The following is a 19,433-nucleotide window of genomic DNA, read 5'->3' as shown; positions in this document are numbered from 1 at the left end:
GGATCGAACTACGGGCTGTCCCGGAGGAGGTCGGTGAGCGATGCCGCCACTTGTCGCGGACCCGGTGTCATCCGGCGTCGCGCATCCGGTGCCGGCCACCGGTTCGCGACGACACCGGTAAGCCTGAGGGCGCGACCACGATGTACCCGTCGCGGCCGCGAGCGGCCGGGGCTAGCTGCGGCAGGGAGCCACCGGTAACGAGCTCACCGGAGCTGCCGTGCAACAACCCGCAGGCCCACCCCACTGCGAGCAGTGGCGGTCATCGTGGACCGTAGGTGTGATCCTCTGGCCAAGCCGGCGGCTCAGTCGGAGATCTCGTCAAGGAAGGCCGGCACCCGGTCTTTGGGGCGTCCGATGATGGCGACCTCGTCGGCGATGAGGACCGGACGTTGCATGAGTTTGGGGTGCTCAGCAAGGACCGCGGCGACCTGTTCCTTGGTTTGGACGTCGTCCTCGCTCAGGCCGAGTTCGGTGAACGTCTCGTCGCGGCGGACCAGGTCGCTGGGGGAGTCCCGCAGGATGTCGAGCAGGTCCAGCAGAGCCGGTTCCAGCAGGGGGGTGTCCAGGTAGCGCACGACCTGGACGTCCAGGCCGGCTTCTTCGATCGCCGTCAGTGCCGCGCGGGAGGTGGAGCAGCGGTAATTGTGCAGGATCGTCAATTCAGCCATGACCGCATCCTGCCCGACTACTCCACCTCCCGCTGGTTAAGCGATCACCGGTGTGACGCGCGGGTGTCGAATTCGCCGTCGGGTCGCCCACCGTCGAGCTGCTTGGCCGCGCGTGCCGAGGCCGCTCGTTGGCTGGTCAGATCCGAGGTTGAGGTCAGCCCGCCCTTGGGGGCCAGAATCGTCCCCCGCGAGGCGAGGATCGCGTCACGGATGAGTGTGGCGCTGCCGTCGGTGAAGCCGCGGAAGTTCGGCTCGAAGGCGAACAGCGTCACCGTTCCGGAACCCAGCGACTCACTGGTGGCGGCAGCCGTGCCGGCCACCTCGGTGGATCCGGGCGCGAAACCGGAGACGAACCAGTCGGGTGACTTAGCCCCGGGGTAGGTCAGGATCGCGTCGGCAGGTCGCGCCGGTTTGAGGATGGGGTCGGAGTTGTACATCGCCCACACCTGCTCGCCGACACCGGCGGTCAGCGGACCCCGTCGGGTGACGTTCGCGCGGATGAGCACGCCCGGCACGTCCTGTTTGGGGTCGCTGAGCATCGTCGTGGTCAGGCCCGAGGTCGCTGCCAGCCGGGCACCGCCGCGCCACGCGACCAGGTGACCGCCCCCATCGACCCAATCCTTCAGGGCGCTGGTTCGCTCCGTCCCCAGGGCCGCGGCGACAGCCTTGGCGTCCAGGTCGGGCACCAAGAGCACATCGACGTCCTTCAGCGCCGCTGCGCTGAGCTGCGAGGGCAGCATCGTCGTGAACGGAAGCCGCCAGTCCTGGCCCAACTTCCATTGCAGCCACCCGGTGCTCTGCGAGGGGTTCGTGGCGCTCGCCGAGTACGTGAGGACCGCGATCGAGGGCGGGGACGCCGGGGTCTTGGCCTTCGGCAACTTCGCCTTGGGAGCTACCTGCATTCGCGCACCGTCGAAGCGGTGGCCGGTGTAACCGCCGGCGACATTCGCGCGCAGCGGGGCGCTCCATCCGCTGACGTCGTAGAAGTACGGGAACGGCACATAGGTGTTCTCGCCGAGCATCGTCTGGACCCAGTGCTTCTGGCGTTGCGCGAGGGAGACCCAGTAGGTGCCGGCGGGCAGGGTTGTCTTGGCGGCGGGGCGCCCGTAGGCCTTGTAGTCCGGCACCACCAGCGGTGCAGTGAGGCGGTGCACGCTCACCCCGTCATCCTGCAGGAGGCCGATGATCCGCGCGAGATCGCGTTCCTTGCCGGGTTCTTCTCGCAGGAAGTACCCGCACACCTTGCGTCCCGGCACCTCATAGGTGACCGAGTTGCCGGGGTTCTGGGTGCGGTTGGGTTGCAGTTGGCAGGCCTGGCCTTGGGCCTTGGCCTGAACCCACTGCTGGTGGTACTGACGCAGGATCGTGCGCTTGTTCTGCGCACCGGCGTACAGCGAGGCCATCGCCGAGACGTAGTGCTTGTTCACCTGCTGGTCGAACGGTGCTTCCTGGCCCACCTCGAAGGTCATGCCGGCAGCACCGAAGTTCAGCGTCGGGGAGGTGTCCCCGTAACCGGGGTAGAACAGGTCGAAACCGGCCTCGTAGGTCTCGAACGACAGCCCTGAGGCGGTGAACGCCGAAGAGTTCGCCCGCCCGAAGATGCCGTTGATCCACGACGTCGGTTGGGCCGCCGCCTCGTGGTAGATGGGGTCGCTGTTCGGCGGGAAGTAGTACCCCTTGCCGCCCATCCCGTGCTCGTCGATGACCACTTGGCCAGGCAGGCTGCGCAGCAGACGCATTTTGGCGCGGGTCTCGGGCTGGGTCCGGGCGAACCAGTCACGGTTGAGGTCGAAGGCGGCCGCGCTGGCGCGAGTGTTGCGGTCACGCCCGTCGGGGTTCTGTAGCGGCACGATGCCGACGATTGCGTCGTCCAGGATGCGCGAGGTCACGCAGTCGCTGCGATCGGCCAATTCGTGCAGCACCCGCAACTGGGCGTCGGCCGAGGCTGGCTCGTTGCCGTGCACCGCCCCCATCAACCAGATGACCACGGGGGTGCGCGCCGCGATGGCCGCGGCTTCCGCAGCCGGGGTGCTGGGGTCTTGCAGGCGGGTGATGTCCCTCTTGATCTGCTTCATCCGCGCCGGTGAGGTTGAGCGGCCCACGAGCGCGTACGTCAGGGGCGTGCCGGTGGAGCTGCGACCGAACGTACCCGAAACGACGTGGTCGCTTGCCTTGTCTACGGCCTTGAGGTAGCCGTTGACCTGGGAGCTCGTCACTTTGCGGCGGCCCAATTCATAACCGATGAATGCCGAGGGCGAGGGGACTTTGCCGCGGAACGTGGGAGTGGTTGTGACACTGTCGCAACGACCGGCCTTCGGTGCCGGAGTTCCGTCAGCGGTTGCTGCTGCAGCGGACGGAATCGGGGTGAGCACAGAGCCGGTCAGTAGTAGTGAACCTGCAACGGCGAGGACGCGAGAGGGCCTCATAGGGTCTCCTGATAGAACGCAGTAGAGCTCCCGACAGGTTTGTCGTGCAAGGGAACTGGGGCAAGGCTAGAGCCCGGCGGCCTCGTGTGCCCAGCGAAATCGAGTCGGACTATTCAGACGCCGGAAGAGGCCGTGCCCGGCGCCGGCCCTGTCGGGGCGGGCGCGGGACTCACCCCGGATAGGAGCGAGGCGGATTTCACCCCAGGGCCAGCTGCAAGGACGCCCGGCTCGCGACGGTGATCGCGGTCCGGGCGTCCGGGGGCAGAGCCTGCGGATGGGGCGCTATCGGCGGGGTTCTTCGCTGCTCAGAGCAGATGCAGTTGTTCGGCCTGCTGGGTCAGTTCGTCCCGGAACTTGGGGTGAGCGATGCCGATGAGGGCGCGGGCGCGGGCATGGGCGCTGCGGCCGCGCAGTTGCGCTACCCCGTACTCGGTGACGACGAAATCAACGTCGTTCTTGGTGGTGCTGACGTGGGTTCCCGGGGTCAGCGTCGGCACGATCCGGGACAACGTGTCGTTTTTGGCCGTGGAGGGCAGCACGATGAATGATTTACCGCCCCGTGAGCGGTTGGCGGCTCGGCCGAAGTCGGTCTGTCCGCCGGTGCCGGAGTAAGGGACTGCGCCCAGGCTCTCCGAACCGCACTGTCCGATCATGTCGATCTGCATGGTGCCGTTGATGGCGTGCAGCGAGTCGATCTGCCCGGTGAGGTAAGGGTCGTTGGTGACGTCCACCGGCAACATCTCCAAGGCCCGGTTGCGGTCCATGTAGTCGTAGAGCTTCTTGCTGCCCAGGGCGAAGGTGGCCGCCATCTTGCCGCGGTGAATGTTCTTGCGGGTGTTGGTGACCACGCCGGCTTCGACCAGCGAAAGGATGCCGTCACCGATCATCTCGGTGTGCACCCCCAGGTCCTGCTTGTCCAGTAGCTGCATGACGACCGCGTCCGGGATCGCGCCGTAGCCGATCTGCAACGTGGCGCCGTCGGGGATCATGTCGGCGACGTAGCCGCCGATGGCTTGCTGCACGGGGCCGATCGTCGGTAGGCCGACCTCCAGCAGCGGGCGCTCGTCCTCGACGACGGCATCCACCTGGTCGATGTGGATGTGGCAGTCCCCGAAGCAGAAGGGCACGTTCGGGTTGACCTCGAGGATGACGGTGCGCGCCTTGCTGAGCGCGGCCATCGTGTAGTCGGGTGCCAGACCGAGCGAGAAGTACCCGTGCTGGTCCATCGGGGAGGCCATGCTCACCACGACGTCGGCGGGGAAGTAGCCCTCGCGGAACAGTGCCGGCATCTCGCTGAAGTAGTTCGGGTGGTAGTCGATCCACCCGGCTTGGGCGCCTTTACGGGTCGGCCCGCCCAGGAAGTACGCCTGGTGGCGCACGTTTTCCACGGTGTCGGGGTCGATGTACTCGAAGGGGCGCAACGGCAGGATCTGGCTGATCGTGACATCGTGGAAGTCCCGGCGCCGCTGCGAAAGCGCCTCGAGGATGGTCGGCGGTTCCCCGACACCAGTGGGCACGACGATGGTGTCCCCGTCCTGGATGAGGTCGAGTGCGTCGTAGGCCTCGCGGCGGGCCTGCACGTACTTCGGGTGAGCGGTCATGCTTCTCTCTCCTGGGCCGAGGGGGTAGCTGGTTTTGAGCCTAGACCCCGACACCGCCCTGGGGCGCTGAAGCGCGTGAGACCTCTACTGGCCCGGTCGGACGCGGGCGGCAGGTCGCTGACCTGTCGCGTCGACGAGACCGGCTTCGTAGGGTGTGCGCATGGAACCCATGAGCGTGACCATCGTCGATCGCGGGCCCCAGGCTGTTGCCCGACAAGCCCGCGTGACTGCTTCTGCCGAGGAGATCTTCGCGGTCTTGTCCAACCCGCACCGTCACCATGAGTTCGACGGCAGCGGCACGCTGCGCCCAGACGTGATCGGACCGCGCGAGCTGCAACAGTCCGACCGTTTCCGGGTCTCGATGAAGATGGGCGTCCCGTACGCCATCACGAACACCGTCACGCGGTTGGAGCCGGGCCGCCTGATCGAGTGGATGCATATGGGCGGGCACCGGTGGCGTTTCGAGCTGGAGCCGCAAGCGGACGGCACGACGTTGGTCACCGAGATCTTCGACTATTCGACCGCGCGCTCGGTGCGAGCCCTGGAGATCATCAAGGCTCCGGAACGCAACGCCGAATCGATCCGCGCCTCCCTGATCCGGTTGCAGCAACTCTTCGGCTGAGCAGCGCCCCGCTGAGGTAGCGCCTTGGCGGGCGCGTGTGGCGTCGCGTTCTAGTCGCGTAGCGCCGGCGCGGGGAGCCGCTGGTTGGCGATCAGGTCGCAGGGGTGGTGAGGCGGTGCCCGCCCGCGGCGCCGCCACCGGCGCCCTGGCCTTGGTCAGGCGCGTTTCGGGGACGCCGTCACCTTCTCGGCGGGCGGAGTCCGTGACGCGGCCGTCGGCCGGGTCGTTCAGCGGCCCGCAAGTCGCCGGACGCTGTCGATGGTGTCGGCCTCGGCGGCGCTCTTGTCCTGGCGGTAGCGCAGCACCCGAGCGAACCGCAGGGCCAACCCGGCGGGGTAGCGACGCGAGGTTTGCAAACCGTCGAAGGCGACCTCGACGACCTGCTCTGGGCGCACCTGAACCACGTAACCGTCACGCCCGGTTTCCAACTCCAGGAAGCGGGCGGTCTGCCAGGCGAGCATCTCGTCGGTCATCCCTTTGAAGGTCTTGCCCAGCATGACGAACCCGTCTTGGTCGCGGGCGGCGAGATGAATGTTCGACAGGTACCCCTGGCGGCGCCCAGAACCCCACTCGACGGCCACCACCACCAGGTCCAGGGTGTGCCGCGGTTTGACCTTCACCCAGCCGGACCCGCGTCGTCCACTGGCATACGTCGCGCCCAGATCCTTCACGACAACACCCTCGAAACCGTCGGCGACGGCAGTGTCGAAGAACTCCTGGGCGCGTTCGACCTGGCTGGTAACGATGCGTGGCACGAGCTGATCGGCGGGCGCCAGCGTTGCCAGCGCCGCGAACCGTTCGGCGGCGGGGCGTTCCAGCAAGTCCTGGCCGTTCAGGTGCAGCAGATCGAACAGGTACCCGTGCAGCGGGCTGTGCGCCCGCAGCAGCTCGGGGTCGCTCTGGCTTGCAGTGCGCGATCCGGTCACCTGGAACGGGGCGGGGCGGCCCTGTTGCATGACCACCGCCTCGGCGTCCACCACGGCGCTGCACAGCTGCCAACCGCGGGCTGCCTCGACGATCTCGGGCATCCGGGCGGTGACATCTTCCAAGGTGCGGGTGAACAGGGCTACGGCCCCGTCCTGAATGTGGATCTGCAGCCGGATGCCGTCGATCTTGTATTCCAGTCCCACTTCGCCGGTCTCAGCCATGGCAGCCGGGATGTCGGCAGCGGAAGAGGCCAGCATCGGTCGTAGCGGTCTGCCGACCTCGAGGCGGATCTGGGCCAGTCCCTCTGCCCCACTGTTGAGCGCCGCCTCGGCGACCGGAACAGTGAACCCGGCAAGCGTCACCGCTCGGCGCACCTGCGCCTCGCTGACGCCAGCCGCGCGGGCTATCGCCTGCAGCATGAGCCCGTCCAGCGCGCCCTGGCGCACTTCGCCGGTGAGTAGCCCGCTCAGGTAGGCCGCTTCCGCCGCTGTCGCTCGGCCGAAAAGCTGGCCCAGCAGTGTGGCCCGGCGCGTGGCCGAGCCGGGGCCGCTCTGTTCGGCCAGCGTCGTGATGGCTTCATCCACCTCGCGCAGCGTCAGGCTCGGGGTTTCCGCCGGGGCCGGTAGGTCGTTCAGGCTGCGATAACCGACGCCGGTGCGGCGCTGCGGCAACGTCCCGGACAGGTAGGACGCGGCGAGGCCGACGACCCCGTGCCGCTGTGCTTCCAGGAGTGTCTGGGTCAGTTCGTCGACCTTCGCCGTGCGCGAGCGGGTGGACGCTATCCGCGCTGAGGTCTGCACGATGCTGGTCAAGAGCATGATTCAGTGTGCGGCTCGTGACCAGTTATCGCTCCTGGGATACCCAAGGACTTCCGGCCACGCAAAGTAGCGCAAACTGGAGGGGTGTCTGACTCACTTCTGCCGCCCCCGCCCATCGCACTGACCATCGCCGGCTCTGAGGCCACCGGTGGAGCCGGGGCCCAAGCCGACCTGAAGACCTTCCAAGCTCGCGGAGTCTTCGGTATCGCCGCCCTGACCTGCATCGTCTCCTTCGACCCTAAGGCGCAGTGGGGTCACCGGTTCGTGCCCGTCGACCCGCAGGTCATCGCCGACCAGCTCGAGGTCGAGTTCGCTTGTTACACGATGGATGCCGTGAAGGTTGGGATGCTCGGCACTCCGGCCACCATCGACACCGTGGCGGGGGTTCTGGGTGAGCAGCGGCCCAAGCAGCTCCTGCTCGACCCGGTCCTGATCTGTAAGGGGCAGGAGCCCGGTGCGGCGCTGGACACCGACCTGGCCTTGCAGAAGCAGGTCCTGCCGCTGGCCACGTTCGTCACCCCGAACCAGTTCGAAGCCATGTCGCTGTCGGGCTTGGCGGCGATCGACACCGTGGAACAGCTCATCGAGGCGGCACGGATCATCCACGAGCGTTCCGGCGCAGTCGTCCTGGCCAAGGGCGGGGTGCGGATGGCCGGCCCGGATGCCATCGACGTCTTCTATGACGGGCAGACGACCGAGGTGCTGTCCGAACCCAAGATCGGTGAGGTCGCGGTCAGCGGTGCTGGATGTTCCCTCGCCGCGGCAGTCACCGCTGAGCTCGCCAAGGGCGCCACGCCGCTGGAGGCAGCACGGGCCGCAAAGACCTTCATCACTCAGGGCATTCGCGCTCGTGTCGCTTCGGCGGCGCCGTTCGATGCGCTCTGGCAGGGCGGCCCCGCCTGATCACTGGGCCCACCTGCCGCTGAGGCGCCCAGGTGACCTGCCCGGTGACTGCCTTCGATGGTGTGCGACGCGGAGCGTGCTCACTGCCAGCCACCGAAGCGCCGGAGTCTTCGATGCCCAGGCCAAACCACCGCAGTTCACGCACGCCGCCAACGGCTTGATCTGCTCGTGGGCGTAGCGCGCCTCGTCGCGCCGCATGATGTGGGACGATGCCTACCCCGCCTCGTCGCGGGACCTGCGCCGTTCGAGCGATGGAGGGACGATGGCTTCGCCTGCCGCTGCCTACCTGGACCTCTGGTCCTCCCAGCAGATCATCACCTGCCACGACGAATCCGTGGGGCTCAAGGCGATCATCGTCATTGATGACACGACGCTCGGCCCGGCGTTGGGCGGGGTGCGATGCAGGCTCTACGACTCCACCCGTGATGCCTTGCTCGAGGCGCAGCGGCTGGCCGCGTCGATGACGCTCAAGCATGCGCTGGCGGAATTGCCTTACGGCGGCGGCAAAGCGGTGGTTCTGGGCAGTCGGGAGCCCCAGACGCCCCAGGAGCGCGCGGCTCTGATGGTGCGCCTCGGGGAGTTCGTTGCCCAGTTGGGCGGGCACTACATCCCCGGCGTGGAGATGGGAACCGCCCACACCGACCTCCTTGCGGTGCGCGCAGGCGGCGCGCTCGTGCTCGGCGCAGATTCCGACCCCTCCCCGTGGACGGCGCGCGGCGTGTTCGCCGCGATGCGCGCTGCGGTGTTGCACCGGTTCGGCACTGCCTCCCTGGAAGGGTTGACGGTGTCGGTGCAAGGGGCCGGCGCGGTCGGTTCGGTGCTGGCGCGCTTCATCGCCGCTGACGGTGGGACGGTGCTGATCGCCGACATCGACGTCGCGCGCGCCGACCGGGTCGCTGAAGAGGTCGGCGGCAGGCCCATCGACGTCGTCGACGCACCGTATGCCCGTTGCGACGTGTTCGCCCCGTGCGCCGCGGCGCGCACGCTCACCCCGGAGGTCGTCGCGCGCCTGCAGTGTTCGGTGGTTGCCGGTTCGGCCAACGATGCCCTGGAAGACGGCGCCGAGGAGGCGTTGGCCCAACGCGGCATCACCTATGTTCCCGACATCGTCGCTGGCGCCGGAGGTGCTATCCACGAACACGCCCGGTCGCTGAACTGGGACGATGCCCAACTCTCAGCGAGCGTCGACGCGATCGGCCCGCGCGTGTTGAAGCTGGTTGCCGAAGCCGATGAGCTGGGGCTGACCCCGCTGGAGCTCGCGCTACGGCAAGCGGCCGCACGCATCGCTGCCGGGCGTTGACCCGGCAGCGATTATCTGAGCGTTGGACGCGAGCAGTCACAACCATCCCCGAGCGCCGGTTGACGACACTGCTGCGCGGTGACCATGACGGTCATCGCAGCCTGCCTGGCCCACCGGCACGAGACGCGACACCCGACACGCGGGGCGCAAGGCTCTAGCCCCCCGTGACGGGCGGTTCAGCGCTCTTGCGGAGCCATTCGCACTCGGTTTGCGGGATGAGTCCTCGGGCGCCAGGCAGCACGCTCAGGGCCAGGGATGCCAGCTGGTTTGGGGGTGCCATCGTCCTGCGGCGCCGGCGGCAGAACGAGTTGGGGTGCGGGTGCTCCGAATCGATCGGCGGCACGTTGCGCCACGTCCCAACACCACTTTGCGCGGTCCGGATAGGCCGGATCAGTATCGAAGGAGGTGATGATCGGTTCGAAAGAGCTCGTCTCATCCGCGGGTGCCATCTCCCCGGTTTCGTGGTCGAGGCGCCGCAATCGGAGAGCTTGCCCGGGGACATCGCAGGCGATGCCCACCAACATTTCGACTCGGCCGCGATAGCCAAGGCTGTGCGCCGCGGTCTCGGCCAAAGCACGGCAATCGACGATGAGAGCCTCGACATCAGCCAGCAGGACATGGGACGCGCGGCGGGGCTCATCAGCGGCGAACACCCCTGAGCGGGTGAATGCCAGCGCAAGGAGACCTGCAGAGCCGAAGCCAAGGGTGGCCACATAGGGCGGACGCCCCTCAGCTACCGTGGCCCGCACCTCGACGGTGTGGTGGGCGTCCTCCAGGTCGAGATACATTTCTCGCTCGACATACCGGATGGGGCCCGAGGGTAGGTCGGCGCGCGCTTGCAGGGAGTGCACGATTTGCTGCAACTGCGTAGGGGTGGGTGGGGGCTCATCGATCCGGCCAACCAACCGCGCGACGGCCACTAGCCATGCGCGATTGTCGGTGTCGAGACGTTGAGCACTGAGGTCGAAAATCGATTGAAGCGAGGGATACGGTCTAGCCGTTGCGGGGGTCTCCACACCTTGACCGTACGCCTTCTTGACGCCACTCCGGACCGAAGGTACCGGTAGATGGGCGATCGACGCCGGGGTCAGCGTCCGGTCGAAAAGCATTGTGGGAGTGCAGGATTGGTAGTGATAGCCCAGGGTGACCGCCACGGGAGCGCTGTCACGCGTCAAGGCGAAGCTGGGCACGAGCGGTATCTGGGGCGCCCGCGCTCCTTGGATCCCCGGCGCAACTCCGTTGACCTGCAACAGCACCGGATCAAAGAGGCTGAGCCAGACGTCCGACCCGCTAGCGCCATGGCCGCCCCCGTGCCAGAATGTGAATCACAGCTGCTGCTGTCGCACAGGTCCGCACCGGGGGGTGGGGCCGGGGTATTCGGGGACCACGGCCACATCGGCGAGACGTCGAAGGTCGATGCGTGTGCGCCTTATCACAAGGGAGATGCACTTATGCGTCATGGGGGTTGGCGGATCGGCTCTGCCACCGCGCTGGTCGTTTTAACGGCTGGCTCGGCCGGGTTGACGAGCGCTCAAGCTGCCGCACCGACCACGCTTACCGGTGTGCCGTCTTCGACGGTGGCTCCGGTCGGGGTGCGGGTTCTGGTGCGCGGGCAGGTCAGCGCCGACGAAGCCCGCGAGGTCCATCTGCAGCAACTCGTGGGCCGCACGTGGAAGACAGTCGGTTCGTCCACCACCACCGGTCGCTACTCGCTGCGACTGCCCACTGCCGAACCCGGCGTGGGCATCTACCGCGTTCACGCACCGGCCACCACCGCTCGGGCGGGCGCGACGACGAAGAACTTCACGGTCGGGGTCGGCCGGGGCGACACCCACTCCTACTCCTTCCTGACCGCACCGTCGGTGCGGTGGAATCCCTGCACCCCGATCGGCTACCGGGTCAACGTCGCCCACGCCCCCAAGGGCGCCGAGAAGGACGTCCACGCCGCCGTCAACCAGGTTGCGCTGGCAACCGGGCTGCGGTTCAAGTACCAAGGGACGACCAAGGTCGTCCCCGGCGCCCGGTCAACCGAGACCCCCGATGACTACCCCGCCGGCACTCAACTCGTCGTGGCCTACGCCGCCCCCTCGGAGTCGGGATATCTACGCAGTTCCCGCGATGTGCTCGGGGTGGGCGGGGTTTTCTACCAGCTCAGCCCCGAGAAGGTCGGCCGATACACATGGCGTCGAGCGTTGCAGGGTTACGTCGTGCTGGACCCATCGCACGGACTGCCCACCGGGTTCGGCGCTGGCCGCTCAGAAGGCAAACTCGGGACGTGGGGCCAGGTGCTCATGCATGAACTGGGGCACGTCGTAGGGCTGGATCACCCGGTCAAGCCAGACCCGCAGCAGATCATGAACCCCGCTACCACCGAGAAACCGGCACAGTGGGGGGTCGGCGACCTCGTGGGTCTGCGTGCCCTGGGCAGCAGCCGTGGTTGTTTCACCAAGACTCCCGCCGCCCCGACCGCCGGATCAGCCGGCGCGATGGTGGCCACGAGCAGTGCGCACCAGCACCTGCACCTGCAAGCCGAACCGCTTGGGCGCAAAGCGCTGAACCCCGGGAAGTAGTGCCTGGCTGGGAGGCAGGGATCGTCGGCAACGGCAGGTTCCCAGCGGTCGCCGCATAGGCAGCGCTGCCTGTTTTGGCCTGTCAGGCATCCCACGTGGTAGCTAAGACAATCGGCCCGCCTTCGCCAACGCGTCGTCAGTCCCGAGAATCAGTGGGCCGGTGTCGGCGTGCACGAACATCGATCAGGTAGCGGCATGGTTCGGCGCCGGACGAGGAACCGGGGAGCGGTAGACCTCAGCGGGGCGCGGGGGCGTTTTCGGGTTCAGCGACGGCCTCGGGGCGAAGCAGCGACAGCGAGCCGGCCAGGGCCAGGCACAGCCCGAGGATGACCATCCACCACGTCCCCTCTCGGGGGGCTTCGCCGAGCATGAACGCTCCTATGCCGGCCGGAACGACGGTGCTGGCGAGGTAGTTCGTCCCCAGGACGCCCACCGCGTGCGAGCGTGCCAGCCCGCGCGTCAGATGTACCTGGCCCAGACCGAGACCGGCGACCAGGAGGAACGCCGCCACCCAGGAGGTCCACGGCCATTCCCAGAAGCGCCAGATGGCGTGCGCGACATCGGCCACGAGGAGCCGGGCGGTGATGGCGCTGATTGCGAACCCGAGTCCGGAGAGCAGCCCGCTGACTCCGGGGTTGCTGATGACCGGCAATGTTGCCAGGCAGAGCACCACCCCACCCCCGAGCACGATGAGATGGTTGACCGCGATCGGGACGGCCGGGCCCGGGACAGTCGTGGCTGCGAGCAGCGCAATGCCGAGGATGACCACGAAGATCGCCCACCCGTCGACCCATCGCAGACGCCGAGTCCCGGCGGCGTGCTGAATCAGCGCCGTGACCGCAAGCGCCCCCACCACGGCGGCTTGCACGATGAGCAGCGGAAGATGCTGGCGGGCCAGCAGGGTCAGGATGAAGCCGAGCCCTTGCAGCCCGGTTCCGACCCACCAGGCAAACGATTTCAATGGGTGGGCCTCGCCCTGAGCGCCGTCGGAGAGTCGCGCCCCGGCGCCGCCGTAGGCGAGCACACCCAGGATGAGCGCGACGATGCTCAACGTCACCGCAGCACGCTCCCGCGAAGGTCAACGCTCATGAACGCTCCTTGAGCCAGTAGAGGTGAGGGACGCTGAGCCCTCCGCGGCGACTTCCCCCGAGCCAGCCTCGGACAAACCTACCGGATGGGTCGGCGCCCGCCGTCGAGCACCGGTCTAGGCCGGGCGCCGGGTGGCTGCGTCCCTGGGGCGGCTCACTGCGGCCATCTACACCCGTCAGCTGCCGAACCAGGTGTGTACTCGCGCCACAACAGCCCGTTCGAAGTCGTCGTCGTTGTGAGCGGCCTTGATCCACGCCGTGAAATCGCCTCCGACGCATAGATCCAGCTCATGGCGGCAACGCTCGGTCTCGGTGAGGGCACGCAGTAACATCTCTTCGGCCTGCGCCGGTGAGGAGTACACGAACGGATAGCGCTCCGGAAGGATGGTGTGCACCCACGGCGCATCCGGGAAGACCCCGATGACCCCGGCCAGCATTGCCTCCACGTATTCCAGGCCGTAGCTCTCCTCGCGTGCCGTGGCCAGGAACGCGGTGGTCCCGGCCAGGGCCTGCCAGTAACCCTCCTTGGTGGCGGTCAGCGGCCCGACCCACGCCCACTTGCGTCGCGACAGCTTCATGGCGAACTCGCTGACCAGGTGGGATTCGTGCAGGCGGGCTTCGACCCGCACCGGGGTTTTCTTGGCCACCCGCTCCACGACCTCCAGGAAGGCGCGTGGCTGCTTGCGTTCGGAGACGTAGATGGCCGGGTAGAGCACGACCGGAACCTCGGGCTCGCTGCGAGGTTGAACGTGCTCGATATCGACGCCGAGGTTGACCCACGCGACCCGAGAGGCGTTGGCCAACGGGGCCGTCACCCACTGCTCGATGACCTCACATACCTCACCGGCGGTGCGTTCGGAGTTGCAGAAGGTCGGGAACAGCGCGAATGACAACCCCATCGCGGCGAAGTTGATCCGGTGGTGGAAGTGCGAGGGGTTCTGCCAGGCGAAGTTCATCAGCTTGGGTTCGGCGCCGCTGGAGTGCAGCGTCTGCCACACGGCCAGGGAGTCGATGACGTCCATGTTGATGACGAGGGTGTCGGCGGCGTCGATGAACTCCAGCGGAACCATGTCGAAGCCGTCGCAGCGGCGCGCGGCGGGGCCGACGATCGAAGCGCCAGGGAAAACCCGTAGCAGTCGCCGAGCAAGCGTGGTGACCGCCTCATGGCCGACCAGCCGTCCCTGCGCGTCAACCGCAGGCCCTCCGCTGAACGAACCGAACTTGATTGCGACCTTCATGTGGACCCCTCCTCGCGCCGCGACGCCACCCCCAGGTCTGAGTTCCTGGCGGTGGGCTCTCTGTCCAGGAGTACCAGCCGAATCGCGTCCGGCACCAGGGTTGCGCCGGTGAGATCACCCACGCGCGCTGAATGGTTCGCGCAACGCACAGGCCCCGCGGCAGGGCAGCGGCCGAGGGGTGGTGCGCGAGCCGCGCGGGCTCAGGTGCGCGGCGAAGGGTTACTGGGTGGAATCCACGCTGATCGTCGCCCGCAGGGTGTGGCGTTCCCCCGGCGCGAGGTCAACACGGCCTTTGAGGGCGTTGCCCGGCTCCACACACAGCATTTGAGTCCACTCGTCGTCACCGAAGTCGCTCATCTCGGCAGCCCGACGCTCCCACGGGTTCCACACGATCGTGCTGTGTGAGCCGTCTTTCGTCACGAGGATCTTGCGGGCGAGTGTCGGGTCGACGACGGTGACGGACTCGGTCGAGGCATACACCCGGTCGGTTTCACGGCGGAACTCCACCGGCCCCGATTGAGCGTTGACCGCGCGGCCACCGGGAGCCTTGTCGGCGTAGCGCGCGCCGTCCAGGCCCTGCAGAGTCACGGTTCGCACGTCGCCGACATGCAGGTACGCGTGGAGTGCGTTCTCCAACTCCAACGCCTGCGTGGGGGTCGCGATCTCCAACTCCATGCCCAGCTCGGCGCCGAGCCGCACGCGGTAAGTGGCTTGTAGGTCAGCCGGGGCGTGCTCGATCCCGGGCAGGCCGCCGCGCTCGGTCGGCAGCGTGAACACGAGCAGGACATCGTCACCGTCACGATCCGCCTGCGTCAGCTCCCACTCCGCCAGCCGGAAATAGCCGTGCGCGGGCTCTTTGCCACCGGTTCGGCCCGGGCCGAACCAGGGGGCGCACAGCGGCACCCCGCCGCGGATGGCGCTGTCAGCCGAGTATGTGGCCTGGCTGCTGCACCACAGCACTGGCTGCTGCCCGTCGGGGACCCAAGAAGTGATGTGTGCGCCATGCAGATAGACCTGCGCGGTGCAGGCCGGGGTCGTCACGCTCACGCATGGCAGGCCGCCGGAGCCCGCAGCCAGGCTCACGCCCTGCGGCAAAGCGGTGGCATCGATTGTGCTCATGCTTTGACGGTACTGGTATGCGGCTGGGCCGCAATATCATTCGTCGACATCAGCGGCGTTTTCAACGGTGATGAGCACGTCGCGCAGTTCATAGCCTGCGATGAGGTCCACCCAGTCGATACGGGGGGAGTCGACAAGCGACAGCGGCAGACGCAAGAGTCGCTGCAGGAAGATGTCACTTTCTTGGACTGCGAGGAAGCTCCCGGGGCAACGGTGGTTACCGTCGCCGAAAGCCATCACCTCGGGTTTGAGGCCGGGTGACATGTCGCGGGCCGGGCACAGCGACAGCGGCTCCGGGCCCACGTGCACGGGGTCTGCGTTGGCCGAGCGGATGTACAGGTCGAGCAGTTCCCCGGCGCGCACCTGGTGTTCGTGCTGCCCGTCGACCAGCACGAGGTCGTTGATCGCGCGGCGGTAGAGGTGTCCCACCACGGGCTCCAGCCGGAGCACCTCGTGCAGGATCGCGTACCGCTGCTTTTCCGGCGCCTGCAGGTACGCCTGCCGCAGCTCGGCGTTGTCCAGCAGATGCCAGGCCGCCACGCTGATGAACTCGCGGGTCGTCACCATCCCGGCGGCTGCGTAGGTGATGCACTCGATGAGGATCTCGTGGTCCTTGTATCCCTGCGCCAGCAAGTGCGAGATCACGTCTTCCTGAGGCTCTTTGCGCCGGGCGGCAATTGCTGGACGCACATCACGCATGTAGAACAACCCCATCGGCACGGCACCGCGGGCCGAGGCGACCAAGGCGTCAAAGCGGCCAGCCAGGGAGCGCACCTGGGCTGCTCGCGCGCCCAATCCGGAGCGACGTTGCCCGGCGCCCAGTTCACCGTCCTTTTTTACTGCGGGCGCGGGTGGCTGCGGGGGAATCGCGAAAAAACTCTCCAGACGCTTAGACATGCCACCCATGTCGGAATTGGTCAGCCCAATGACCTGCGCGGCCACTTCGACGGAATACCGCAACGTCACGGCTGACAAGTCGGTGACGCCGCCGCGCGCGACCTCGTCGACCAACTCCTGGGCCAGAGACTCCATCAGTTCCCGGTACCGCTTGCTCACCGTTGCAGGCGCGAAGTAGCGAGCGATGGCGCTGCGCTGAGCCCGATGCTCAGGTCCATCGAGGAAGAGGATCGGTTGGCGCATGGCCGGGTTGCCCTCACGTATTTGATCGACGTTGAACCCGGCTTGGATCGTGCAGTTCCCTTCCCGCAGCACCTGCCGGACAGCGAGCGCCGATCGGACATGCCAGACGCCGTCGCGATATTCGACGGCGCGCCCAGCAGGCTCATCTGCCCGGCTGGTTTTCCGGACGCAGTGGGCGGCGGGAACGGGCGCAGTCGTCATGACGGTCTCCTGCCGTGGGGAGGTCAGCTCACACCTTGTCCCCAGTGTCGCCTGCGCGCGACAGGTCTGCAGTGAGGGATGTCCCTATGGTCTTCGTCGAGCTGCGGCGGGCGTGCAGGGGCAGGCCGTCATACCGGACCTGGTGACCAGCACCGGGTAGAGAGACAGCGGGGCGGTCCCGGAGGTCGACTCCCCGGGACCGCCCCCACCTCGTTGCAAAACCCGGGTGCCTGTGACCGCTCCTGGATCGCTCTACGAGGTGCACCGCTGACGCGGTGCGATCCGTCGCCCTTCCCTTCGGCAGATGCGTGGTCGGGGCAAGTGTTCCGATCACCCGTCCGGGTGAAGAGCCGGTAAAGATCTTGTCTACCAACGGCATTGACTATCCATGAAATGTCCTGCCGGTCAAGGCTATTCCGCAGGTGCGTCGTCGCTGGAGGTGGGGTTGCTGCAGGTAAGTGCAGGTCAACGCGGGTCTGCGCATCGCAATTGGGCGGGTGGCGGGCGCAGTAGAGGCATCCCGTGCCATCGTTGGAGTCATGCTCGCCACTCGTGTGTTGATGAGGGCGCCGGACCCAGGTCTGAGCCGGGCCGTGGTCTCTCATATCGAACGGCGCCCCATCGACTTGGAGCGAGCTACCCAACAGTGGGAGGAACTGGGCAGGATCTTCGCCCAGTGCGGCTGGTCTCGGGTACTCATCGAACCGCAGCCGGGCGACCTGGCCTGCCCCGACGGGGTGTTCGTCGGCGACACCGTTGCCTCTTTGGGTGGGCGGGTCATCCTGACCCGGTCGGCAGTCGAGTCCCGGCGCCCCGAACGGACGGCGGCGCGACGGACTCTGGCAGCGGCCCGAGTGCGGGCCGTTCCCATCCGACGACCAGGCACCCTGGATGGCGGCGACCTGATGCGCGTGCACGACACGGTCTATGTGGGGATGGGCGGTCGCACCAACCGTGCCGGGCTGGCGCAGGTCGTTGACATCTTGCGTCCGGCCGGATTAACGGTCGTGCCCGTCCCGCTGCACAAGGCGGTGCACCTGTCGGCTGCGGTTTCCGCGCTGCCCGACGGCACGGTGCTCGGCTACCCGCCTCGCGTCGACGACCCCTCGATCTTCAGCGATTTCCTGCCGGTGCGTGAACCGTGCGGGATTCACGTGGTGCCGTTGGGGGAGCGTCGGTTGCTGATGGCGGCCAGCGCCCCGGAGACGGCAGAGCTGGTCCGATCCCTGGGCTACGAGCCGATCCTGGTCGATATCGGCGAGTTCGAGAAGCGCGAAGGCACCCTCACCTGCCTGTTCGCGCCGTTCTAGTCCTTGCCGTTCTCGTCGCAGGTTTCAGCGCAGCACGTCGCGCAGGTGACTCGCGGCCAACTCCCAGGTCTGCGGCGCGCTGGCAGCGAGCAGCCCGGCGCAGCCTTCATGGTGACGAGCCGGGTGATAGGGCGTGCCGTCGGCACAAGCGACGACCCCACCGAGTTCGCTCAACAGCAGTAAGCCGGGGGCGTGGTCCCACGGCAAGGCTCGCGTGTAATGCAGCGCGTCGACCCCGCCCTGAGCCAGCCACGGGTAATCGATGCCGCACGACCAGTAGGTCCCGCGCACGTTGACCTCGCCATGCTGGCCCTCCAAACGCGGGCGTGAGGTGGCGATCCGCAGCTCTGCGGCGTCGGTCACCGGGGTCAGCATGGGCAGGGGCTCACCGTTGCGGTAGACCCCGGCGCCCTTCTCGCTGACGAACGTCAGGTCGTGGGCGGGTTGCAGAATCCACGCGCGAACGGGTTCGCCGTGGCGCAACTCGGCGATCATCACCGCGTGATCAGGCGAGCCGTTCACGAAGTTCTTTGTGCCATCCACCGGGTCGACGGTGTAGGCGTGCTCGGCGTCAGCCAGCCGGTCCAACAGGCCCGGGTCGGCCGCGGTCGCTTCCTCCCCAACGATGAGCACCGATGGATCGTCGGCCAGCAACGCCGCCGTGATGAGCTCCTCCGCCTCACGGTCGGCGACCGTCACCAGGTCTCCGGGGCTTTTTTCCATGATCTGCCCGGCTTCTAAGCTGCGGAAGCGGGGGTTGATGACCTGCTCGGCAACCTCGCGCATGAGCTCGAGAACGGCGTCTGTGTCCACCAGGCAACGGTCTCATATGGGATCGCTCGCCCAAGATTCAGCCCAAGTCCTCCCGCGTACCGCTCGGCAGAAGTGACCAGGCCGGGATCAGTCCGGGATCAGGCCCGGTCGACCCACTTCGGGGTGGTCGAGGGAATCCAGTTGCTCATCGCGTCCAGCAGCGCCGCCGGCGATTCGTCCACGGTATAGAGCCCCAAGTGTGGCGCCCGAATGAACCCCTCATCGACGGCGTGCACGAAGAACGACAGCAGCCGGCCGTAGTAGCCGCGCACGTCCAGGAACCCGACGGGTTTGGTGTGCAGCCCCAACTGACCCCAGGTGAGGATCTCCACGACCTCTTCCAGCGTTCCGAACCCACCGGGCATGGCAATGAAGGCGTCGGACTCCTGCGCCATCACGGCTTTGCGCTCATGCATGGAACGGGTCACCCGCAGATCCGTCAGCCCGTCGTGGGCGACTTCGGCCGCGATCAGATGCTCGGGGATCACCCCGAGGACCGGAGCGCCGGCCTCCATCGCGGAGTCGGCCAGGGCGCCCATGAGTCCCACCGAGGCGCCACCGTAGACCAGGCGCAGCCCACGCCTGCCCAACTCGGTGCCGAGTTCTCGCGCAGCCGCGAGGTAACGGGGGTCATCGCCGTTGCTCGACCCGCAGAAAACACAGACGCTCCGCATTCGGCCAGAGTACGG

Annotated in this window: 16 protein-coding genes; 5 read left to right on the top strand and 11 right to left on the bottom strand. The window is 67.4% G+C overall.

Annotated elements, in window-relative coordinates; all coding sequences use genetic code 11:
- Window positions 1-302: 302 nt before the first annotated feature.
- The 3 genes from G9V96_RS08840 to G9V96_RS08830 all read right to left on the bottom strand — a co-directional run bounded on the left by G9V96_RS08840 (window position 303) and on the right by G9V96_RS08830 (window position 4,695).
- The gene (locus G9V96_RS08840) at window positions 303-668 is read right to left on the bottom strand and encodes an ArsC/Spx/MgsR family protein (RefSeq protein ID WP_168582704.1); all 366 of its coding nucleotides are present in this window, start codon (window positions 666-668) and stop codon (window positions 303-305) included.
- Between the two features lie 44 nt (window positions 669-712).
- Window positions 713-3,094 (bottom strand): M14 family zinc carboxypeptidase, encoded by a 2,382-nt coding sequence (locus tag G9V96_RS08835; RefSeq protein WP_168582703.1) that lies wholly within the window; start codon window positions 3,092-3,094, stop codon window positions 713-715.
- A 305-nt stretch (window positions 3,095-3,399) separates the two neighbouring features.
- On the bottom strand, window positions 3,400-4,695 hold the full coding sequence (locus G9V96_RS08830) for an acetyl-CoA hydrolase/transferase family protein (protein ID WP_168582702.1): 1,296 nt from the start codon (window positions 4,693-4,695) through the stop codon (window positions 3,400-3,402).
- Between the two features lie 160 nt (window positions 4,696-4,855).
- Between G9V96_RS08830 and G9V96_RS08825 the strand changes: the two genes are divergently transcribed.
- Window positions 4,856-5,317, top strand: a complete 462-nt coding sequence (locus tag G9V96_RS08825) for an SRPBCC family protein (RefSeq protein ID WP_226913242.1) — start codon at window positions 4,856-4,858, stop codon at window positions 5,315-5,317.
- 227 nt (window positions 5,318-5,544) lie between these two features.
- Here the strand turns inward: G9V96_RS08825 and G9V96_RS08820 are convergent, their stop codons facing one another.
- Window positions 5,545-7,062: an ATP-dependent DNA ligase gene (locus G9V96_RS08820; RefSeq protein ID WP_168582701.1), complete on the bottom strand. Its 1,518-nt coding sequence runs from the start codon at window positions 7,060-7,062 to the stop codon at window positions 5,545-5,547.
- Between the two features lie 84 nt (window positions 7,063-7,146).
- Between G9V96_RS08820 and G9V96_RS08815 the strand changes: the two genes are divergently transcribed.
- Both G9V96_RS08815 and G9V96_RS08810 read left to right on the top strand, forming a co-directional pair.
- On the top strand, window positions 7,147-7,965 hold the full coding sequence (locus tag G9V96_RS08815) for a hydroxymethylpyrimidine/phosphomethylpyrimidine kinase (RefSeq protein WP_168582700.1): 819 nt from the start codon (window positions 7,147-7,149) through the stop codon (window positions 7,963-7,965).
- A gap of 262 nt (window positions 7,966-8,227) precedes the next feature.
- Entirely contained in the window at window positions 8,228-9,265 is a 1,038-nt protein-coding gene (locus tag G9V96_RS08810) for a Glu/Leu/Phe/Val dehydrogenase family protein (protein WP_168582699.1), read from the top strand.
- A gap of 176 nt (window positions 9,266-9,441) precedes the next feature.
- Here G9V96_RS08810 and G9V96_RS08805 read toward each other — a convergent pair whose 3' ends face one another.
- On the bottom strand, window positions 9,442-10,116 hold the full coding sequence (locus tag G9V96_RS08805) for a hypothetical protein (RefSeq protein WP_168582698.1): 675 nt from the start codon (window positions 10,114-10,116) through the stop codon (window positions 9,442-9,444).
- 600 nt (window positions 10,117-10,716) lie between these two features.
- On the opposite strand from G9V96_RS08805, the gene G9V96_RS08800 reads away from it, so the two are divergent.
- A complete protein-coding gene (locus tag G9V96_RS08800) occupies window positions 10,717-11,835 on the top strand; it encodes a hypothetical protein (RefSeq protein WP_168582697.1) in 1,119 nt (372 codons plus the stop codon).
- A 235-nt stretch (window positions 11,836-12,070) separates the two neighbouring features.
- Here G9V96_RS08800 and G9V96_RS08795 read toward each other — a convergent pair whose 3' ends face one another.
- The 4 genes from G9V96_RS08795 to G9V96_RS08780 form a co-directional block, all read right to left on the bottom strand.
- Complete coding sequence (locus G9V96_RS08795) at window positions 12,071-12,892, bottom strand: hypothetical protein (RefSeq protein WP_168582696.1); 822 nt, start codon at window positions 12,890-12,892, stop codon at window positions 12,071-12,073.
- A gap of 207 nt (window positions 12,893-13,099) precedes the next feature.
- Window positions 13,100-14,161 (bottom strand): glycosyltransferase family 4 protein, encoded by a 1,062-nt coding sequence (locus G9V96_RS08790; protein WP_168582695.1) that lies wholly within the window; start codon window positions 14,159-14,161, stop codon window positions 13,100-13,102.
- Window positions 14,162-14,380: 219 nt separating this feature from the next.
- Window positions 14,381-15,280, bottom strand: coding sequence for a D-hexose-6-phosphate mutarotase (locus tag G9V96_RS08785; protein WP_168582694.1), 900 nt, complete (start codon window positions 15,278-15,280; stop codon window positions 14,381-14,383).
- Window positions 15,281-15,316: 36 nt separating this feature from the next.
- The gene (locus G9V96_RS08780; RefSeq protein WP_168582693.1) at window positions 15,317-16,621 is read right to left on the bottom strand and encodes a cytochrome P450; all 1,305 of its coding nucleotides are present in this window, start codon (window positions 16,619-16,621) and stop codon (window positions 15,317-15,319) included.
- A gap of 539 nt (window positions 16,622-17,160) precedes the next feature.
- Here G9V96_RS08780 and G9V96_RS08775 point away from each other — a divergent pair.
- Window positions 17,161-17,931: a dimethylarginine dimethylaminohydrolase family protein gene (locus G9V96_RS08775; RefSeq protein WP_168582692.1), complete on the top strand. Its 771-nt coding sequence runs from the start codon at window positions 17,161-17,163 to the stop codon at window positions 17,929-17,931.
- 24 nt (window positions 17,932-17,955) lie between these two features.
- On the opposite strand, the gene G9V96_RS08770 is transcribed toward G9V96_RS08775, so the two are convergent.
- Window positions 17,956-18,744, bottom strand: a complete 789-nt coding sequence (locus G9V96_RS08770; protein ID WP_226913241.1) for an inositol monophosphatase family protein — start codon at window positions 18,742-18,744, stop codon at window positions 17,956-17,958.
- A gap of 98 nt (window positions 18,745-18,842) precedes the next feature.
- On the bottom strand, window positions 18,843-19,418 hold the full coding sequence (locus tag G9V96_RS08765) for an LOG family protein (RefSeq protein WP_168582691.1): 576 nt from the start codon (window positions 19,416-19,418) through the stop codon (window positions 18,843-18,845).
- Window positions 19,419-19,433 lie beyond the last annotated feature (15 nt).

The sequence above is a fragment of the Gephyromycinifex aptenodytis genome (assembly GCF_012277275.1).
In the GTDB taxonomy this organism is placed as follows: domain Bacteria; phylum Actinomycetota; class Actinomycetes; order Actinomycetales; family Dermatophilaceae; genus Gephyromycinifex; species Gephyromycinifex aptenodytis.
This window is presented reverse-complemented; position numbering and strand designations above follow the sequence as displayed.